The sequence below is a fragment of the Streptomyces sp. NPDC043746 genome (assembly GCF_056436485.1).
Genome location: NZ_JBWKCM010000028.1, coordinates 80,577 through 87,464 on the forward strand (window position 1 = coordinate 80,577; position 6,888 = coordinate 87,464).

Here is a 6,888-nt window from a genome sequence, read left to right on the forward strand (position 1 = left end):
CGAGGCTGTCCCCTGGAGGCACCCTTGGCCGGACGATTAACCGACGACGAAGAGCCCCCTGCACGGTTCGACCCCTGGGACGCCGACCAGGATGACCTCTACGCCGGTCTGGCGCGGCTGCGGGCCGGGGGACGGATCGTACATTCCGACCGGCTTCAGGCCTGGTGCGTGACGGGGTATGACGACATCGCGGCGATCCTCCGTAACGACGAGGACTTCTCCGCACGCGATCACAAACCGCGGCCCGTGAAGGATCTGCCGCCCGATGTGCGGGAGATGCTGAGCACCTGGAGCGGCGAGTCGGCATCTGTGGGCGAGATGGATCCGCCCGAACACACCAGGGTCCGGTCGGTGATCAACGCCGGTTTCACCCCGCGGGCGCTGAAGGCCGCCGAAGGCGACATCAGGGCCACGGCCGTGGCCCTGCTCCGGCCTCTCGCCCGCGTCCCCGAGTTCGACGTCATCACCGACTTCGCGCTGCCCTACGCGCTGACGGTGATCCTGCGTTTCCTCGGCATCCCCGACGAGCACCACCAGGCGTGCCTGCGCTGGTCCGATCACAAGGTTCAGCTCATGGTCGGCCGCGACCACACCCCCGAACAGCTACGTCAGTACGCTACGGGGCTGCGCGCTTTCGGCGAGTTCGCCAGGGAGCTGACGGCGCAGCGGCTGTCGCATCCGCGCGAGGACCTGATCAGCACCATGCTGCAGGAGAGCCCGCACGGTCACCGGCTCTCACCGGATGAGGTGGCCTCGTTGATCCCGACGCTGATCATCACCGGCCACACCACGCTCGCGCAGGCGCTGTCCATGATCGTCAGGCACCAGCTGCGCTCACCGGGAGGCTGGGCCGCGCTCGTCGACGGCACCGTCGCGATTGAGGACCTGGTGGAGGAGGGATTGCGGCTGGACTGTCCGGTGGTCGGGATGTACCGCACCACGGTGCGGGAAGCGCCGGTCGCCGGCCGTGTCCTGCCCGCGGGAAGCAGGGTGCTGCTGCTGTACGGGGCCGGCAACCACGACCCCGGCCGCTACCCGGCCCCGGACCGGTGCGCGCCCGGGCGGTGGCCCGCGGCTCCGCACCTCGCGTTCGGCCGGGGCACCCACTACTGCGTGGGCGCCGCCCTGGCCCGGACCGAACTGCGGATCGCGCTGGAGGAGCTGACCGCCCACTTCCCGGCGCTCTCGGCAGCCCCGGAGACTGCCCCCGCCTACCGGCCGACATTCCCCCTGCGGGCCCTGACCGCTCTGCGAGTACGGCCATGACCGAACCGCTTGACTGCCCCGGCACCCTCTCGTACGGGGCCGTGCCGCCTGAAGGGCGCCAGCGCCCGTTCGACGCGGTGATCGCCGACGTCGACGACACACTGACCCTCGACAACTCGGCGACCGAACTGCTCGCGGCGTTGGGCATACCCCTCCAGCGGCTGACCGACCTGATACGCGAATCCGAGTCCGGGCTGCTCGACCAGGCCGCCGCCGACCAGCGCCTGCTGGCCCTGCTGACCTCCCACGGCCGTCTTGACCGTCCGGCCGTCGAGACCGTCTTCTCCAAGATCAGACTGCGCCCGTCGGTGACATCGATGATCCACGCCTTCCAACGGGCGGGGCTGCGGGTGGGGCTGATCTCCGCCTCGTTCAACACCTACGTCGAGCCCATGGCAGCGCGCCTGGGCGTCACGGACCGGTACAGCAACGTGCAACTCGGCTTCGACGACTCCGACGCGCTGACCTCCGTCCGCTTCACGATCGACGCCGCCGACCTGAAGCACCGGCAGCTCCACGACTTCTGTGCCCGGCACGCTCTGCATCCCAGCCGGGTGCTGGTGGCCGGCGACAGCAAATACGACCTGCGGATGTTCGCCTGCACGGGACGGGGCGTGCTCATGGCGTTCCCCCACAACGCCCCGCTGCATCCGCACGCCTGGCAGGTCATTGACCGCATCGACGAACTGGCCGCCCTGACGTTCGCCGCGACACGGCCGGGATAACGAGCCGTACGGCCCCTACCGTCCCTGTCTTCCACCTGCGGCCAGCGATAGTCCGCGCCGCTCCTGAGAGGTGTTCTCATGCGTGTTCGCAGCACACCGCCCCATCTCACCCCCTGGCCGGACAACGCGCTGCCCGCCGGGTGGCGTACCGCGATGGACCGGCTCAGGACGTACGTCATCGAGCGCGTCGATCCCGACGGGGGCGTACGCGACCCCTGCCGGAGCCGGGTGCTGGAGTCCGCGCTCACGCTGTCACTGCTGCGGGACTTTCCCGGCCAGGCCGACCGGGCCGGGCGGATCGCCGGATACCTGCAACGACGCCGAGCCACCGCCGACCCTCTCGATCAGGCCCTCATCGCGGCAGCGTGCGGCGACCCGGCCGACAGCCGGCCGGTCGACCTCGACGCCTACATCGCGCAGGCACCCGACTTCACCAGCCGGCGCAAACGCGCCACCTTCGAGGCCCTGCTCATCGCCTGCGGCGCCGACATCGACACCCAACCGGCACCGGACCGGACGGCCTTCTCCAACGCAGGACTGCACCCCTGGGCCGAGGCCCAGACGACGGCCGTGAAGGTCACCCTGGCCTCTGCATCCGGCGCACGGCACCAGGCCGAACTCCGTGACGTCGACCTGCTGCTGTCCATCCAGAACCGGGACGAGATCTGGGAGGGCAACCTCCTGGTCCACCTGTCCGCCCTGCACGCCCTGCACCGGCTGGGCGGACACGAGCCCCTCGTGCACCGGGGAGTGGACGTACTCCTGAAGCACCAGCGTCCCGACGGCGGCATCCCCTTCTTCACCGACACCGACACCTGGTGCACCGCGACCGCGGGCGTGGCCCTCCTGGCCGCCGACGCGCCGGAAGATGTCATCCAGGCCATCGCCGACAACCTCGTCCACCGGCAGAAACCGAACGGCGGCTGGTCGGTCACCGACATCGCCGACGTCACCGACATCGACGACACCTCGGTCATCCTCGAACTGCTTCACACCCACGACGACCCCGCGCACGAGAAGGCCATCGAACGCGGCCGGCAGGCACTGCTCGCCACCCGCGGGCCCGACGGAGGCTTCCCGACCTACGTCGCCGGCGCCCCCTCCGAAGTCTGCATGACCGCCGCCGCGATCAACGCACTCTCCTGCCGACCGCCCCACGACCCCGCCATACTCAACGGCGCACTGGACTACCTCTCGGCCGGACAGCGCAAGGACGGCACCTTCCCACCGGACTGGAGCGCCAGCCGACTCCACGCCATATTCCGTGCCGTGCTGGCCGTCTCACAGGCCGACGCACCCCACGCGCACGTCCTGCGGACACGGGCACTCGAACACATCATCCGGACCCAGAACCCCGACGGAGGCTGGGGCCAGCAGCCCGACTCCGTCAGCGACCCGGTCAGCACGGCCTACGCCATGATCGCCCTGTGCCACCAGCAGGACCCCCAGCCGGTCGCCGCCGGCATCACGTTCCTGATGGCCCGGCAGAACAGCGAAGGAAGCATCGACTCGATCTCCGACTCCATCGGCCCCCGGCCCTTCGTCTTCCGCATCCCCGTCCTCGGCGACATCTTCACGCTCATGGCCTTCGGCCACCTCTCCCACCGCGTAGCACCAGCGACCGGCCACTTGCTGCCTTTGTAGCCGTCTGGACCCCTGGTCCGCGACGGCCGCCCACACTTCTGCCCGAACGAGACCGGGTCCTTCCCGCCCGCAGGGCCGGGCAGGGCCCGGCCCCCAGTCCGCTGGCCGCCCCCTCGTGGCCACCCGCCCCACGTCCTCGCAGCTCTCCACCGTCAGCGACGGCAACCGCGGGGCCCTTGTCGAGACATGGACGGCATCCGTGATGAAAGACCGCACCCGCACGAACGCCCTGCGCGAGCTGGAGGGGAAGGTGTGTCTGGTGACCGGCGGGGCCCAGGGCATCGGCCTGGCCACCACCAAGGCATTCGCCCTGCGAGGCGCGCGCGTGCACGCCGCCGAGATCTCCCCCGGACACCTCAAGACCGGGAGGGAGTACCTCCAGGCCGCCGGGCTCGGCGATCATGTCGTCTTCCACCGCGTCGACGTCACCGACCGGAACGCCTACGAGCAGTGCATCACCGACGTACATGCGGCAGAGGGCCGACTGGACGTCCTGGTGAACAATGCCGCGTTCACGCAGTGGTGCGACGTAGCCGACATGAGTGTCGAGGACGCGCAGCAGACGATGCGTACTGGCTACGACGCCATGGTCTACGGCGTGAAGGCGGCCCTGCCGCTCATGCAGGCCGCCGGCGGTGGAACGCTCGTCAACATGGGCTCCGCTGCCGGCGTCGTCTTCGTCAAGGGCCCCTCGGCCGCCTACGCGGCGGCGAAAGCGGCGATCAACGCCTACACCCAGATCCTCGCCGCCGAACTCGCCACATCGCCGGTTCACGTAATGCTCGTACGCCCCGGGACGGTCGTGGGCACCGAGTTCTTCGGCCGCCACGTCCCCTCCCATCGGATGCCCCGCATCACCGACCTCCTGCCCGTCTCCACCCCGGAGCAGATCGCCGACGCGATCGTCCACGGCATCCTCAAGCGCCGGGACATCGTCGACACCCCGGGCTACCTGCCGGCCATGTACCGGGCCTACGCCATGGCTCCCGCCGCGTTCCGCAACCTGGCCGCCCTCGGCGGCAATGCCCGACGCAACTACGCCACCCCCGTCGGCAGAGGGAAGACCCAGGTGCCCCGCCGACCAGACGCCGCTCGTCCCCCCGCCCGCAATCTGGGCTTCCGGCTGATGAACAAACTCGCCCCCACCCCCTGGGCCGGAGCCGCCATGCGCACCGCAATGGTGCCCCTGGACACCCTCCTCCAAGACGGAACCCGCGGCCGCCTCAGCGTCGGAAGGACGCTGGGCGTCGCGTCCCTTCTCCTGACCACCACCGGCGCCCGCACCGGCCGCCCCCGCCCCACCCCTCTCTTCTACGTCGAACACGCCGGCGGCTACGCCGTGGTGGGCTCCAACTTCGGCCTCCAGAACCACCCCGCCTGGACCGTCAACCTCCTCAGAACCCCCGCCGCCACCGTGTCCGTCGCCGGCAGGCAGATTTCCGTCACCGGTCGCCTCCTCGACGGCCCGGAACGCGAGGAGGTCTGGCACAAAATCCTCACGACCCTGTCCACCGGCTACCAGACCTACAGCGACCGCTCCGGCCGCAACCTGCGCATCTTCCACCTCCAGCCCGCCGGCCCGGCTCGGTGAACAGACGCAACACCGCCCCCGTCGGCCCAAACAAGGACGCTGCCGAATGGCGCGTACTCACCGGTGCTCTGGTCCTGGATGGCCAACAGGCTTGAAGGCCGGGGCGCCTGACCGCGTGGGCGTGACGCCGGATGTGCATCTGCGTGTGGCGGTGTCGGGTGGGAACGTGGCCGCGGTGCACCGCGAGCTGCTCTCCGAACCGGCCGTGGCCAGTGAAGCGGGTCCGGCGCGCGCCCGCCCCCCTTTACTCCCGTTCGGCGGCCCGCCCCGTAACCCACGGGAGTGTGGACACGTTCACCGGCCATGCGAAAGATCATCACTTGCGGCCTGCTGGCCGCCGCGGCCCTTTCCGCCTCCACGCCCGCCTTCGCCGACAGCGACAGCAACTTCGGCAGCGGGGTCGATGCGGCGAACAACTGGAACTTCAGCGCCGCCGAGGTGTGTATCCAGGAACTCGCCGTCGTACCCGCCCTGAGCGACTGGACCGGCAACCACAAGAACAACTGCTCCACCGGCAAGGTCATCGACCAGGCTGCCGACGCCCTGCCGCTCGGCGACTGACCAGCAGCACTCCCACGAACCCCGCCGGAGACCCGAACCTCCAGCGGGTGTGAGCTCGTCCGGCCCGCCCGCCGCCTCGTGAGGGCCGCACAGGACAGGGCCTGCACCGTTGTCTGCGCCCAGCGAATTCGGAGGTGTACGGGAGGCACTGCCCGCAGGTGTAAACGCCCCTGCGTGGTCATGGGCGTCTGGCCTGGTCGGCCCCGTGGGGAAGCCTTCTTGCAGCGCTGGCCTCTCTGGGCGCGGCAACTGCACGAAGGACGGACCCGGGAAGGGTGCGGGCGCCTGGGGCGATGGCACAGCAGCACGCCGGCCCTCGGTCCGTGCCGTGCCGACCCGTCCGGGCATGCTGTCGGCGGTTCGCGGGCGATGACGGCGGCCGAGTGTGCCGCTGCCGGGGACGGGGCCCCGTGGAATCCGTGCCGGCCGAGCGTCTGAAGCCCTGCCCGCCTGGGGCTGGGATGCGGTCGGGCGGTTCCCGGCATCATGCGCCCGGCCGAGGGCGAATAGGTCTGCGCTGACTGGTGCCGGGGCCACAGCAGGATCGGGCTTTCGTTCGTCGGCGAGGGGCGTGCTTGGACCGGCGGTGAGCGGCGGGCGGTGGTGCCTGGTCGGGGCGATGCGGAGGCCGGTGCCGGGTGAAGCGGCGCCGGTGGGCGCCGGTGCATGACGGAGTGTCGGGTGTGCGTCGGGCCCACTCCTGGGGGTGACGTCCGCAGTGAGCAAGTGCCTTCGGTTCCGGTGCCAGCGGCGCCCCCGTGAGGGCCGCTGACGCAGATGGCAGCCCTGAGAGTGGTGTCCGACCTCACCATTCGATCACGGTCCGGCACCGCGGACTCGTTCGAGTGAATGCGCCCCGTTTGCGGCATGGTGTCAAGCGGTCGGTCGATCATGACGATGGACTGCGACCAGGTTCGGTGACCGCCTTGCATCAAGCCGGTCAGCCGCCCCAAGGACACCTCCGGCTTCATCGTTCTGCCCCGCCGCTGGGTCGTCGAACGGTCGATGTGCGCCACGAGGCGCTTTGTCTGTATCCCCGGCTGAGCCGGGAGGAATTCGGAAGGAGATTCCTGGGCCAAATGACTTACCTGGATCCGAAAG

At 70.1% G+C, this 6,888-nt stretch carries 5 protein-coding genes; all 5 read left to right on the forward strand.

Annotation, left to right across the window (positions count from 1 at the left end; translation table 11 throughout):
- Positions 1-24 precede the first annotated feature (24 nt).
- The 5 genes from AC0682_RS25780 to AC0682_RS25800 all read left to right on the forward strand — a co-directional run bounded on the left by AC0682_RS25780 (position 25) and on the right by AC0682_RS25800 (position 5,787).
- Positions 25-1,266: a cytochrome P450 gene (locus tag AC0682_RS25780; protein ID WP_478535373.1), complete on the forward strand. Its 1,242-nt coding sequence runs from the start codon at positions 25-27 to the stop codon at positions 1,264-1,266.
- Positions 1,263-1,991, forward strand: coding sequence for an HAD family hydrolase (locus AC0682_RS25785; protein WP_478535375.1), 729 nt, complete (start codon positions 1,263-1,265; stop codon positions 1,989-1,991). The genes AC0682_RS25780 and AC0682_RS25785 overlap by 4 nt, the downstream gene beginning before the upstream one ends.
- Before the next feature lie 78 nt (positions 1,992-2,069).
- Positions 2,070-3,635 carry a prenyltransferase/squalene oxidase repeat-containing protein gene (locus AC0682_RS25790; RefSeq protein WP_478535376.1) on the forward strand — a complete coding sequence of 522 codons (1,566 nt, stop codon included), beginning with the start codon at positions 2,070-2,072 and terminating at the stop codon, positions 3,633-3,635.
- 202 nt (positions 3,636-3,837) lie between these two features.
- Entirely contained in the window at positions 3,838-5,226 is a 1,389-nt protein-coding gene (locus AC0682_RS25795; RefSeq protein WP_478535377.1) for an SDR family NAD(P)-dependent oxidoreductase, read from the forward strand.
- A 303-nt stretch (positions 5,227-5,529) separates the two neighbouring features.
- Positions 5,530-5,787, forward strand: a complete 258-nt coding sequence (locus tag AC0682_RS25800; protein ID WP_478535379.1) for a hypothetical protein — start codon at positions 5,530-5,532, stop codon at positions 5,785-5,787.
- Positions 5,788-6,888 lie beyond the last annotated feature (1,101 nt).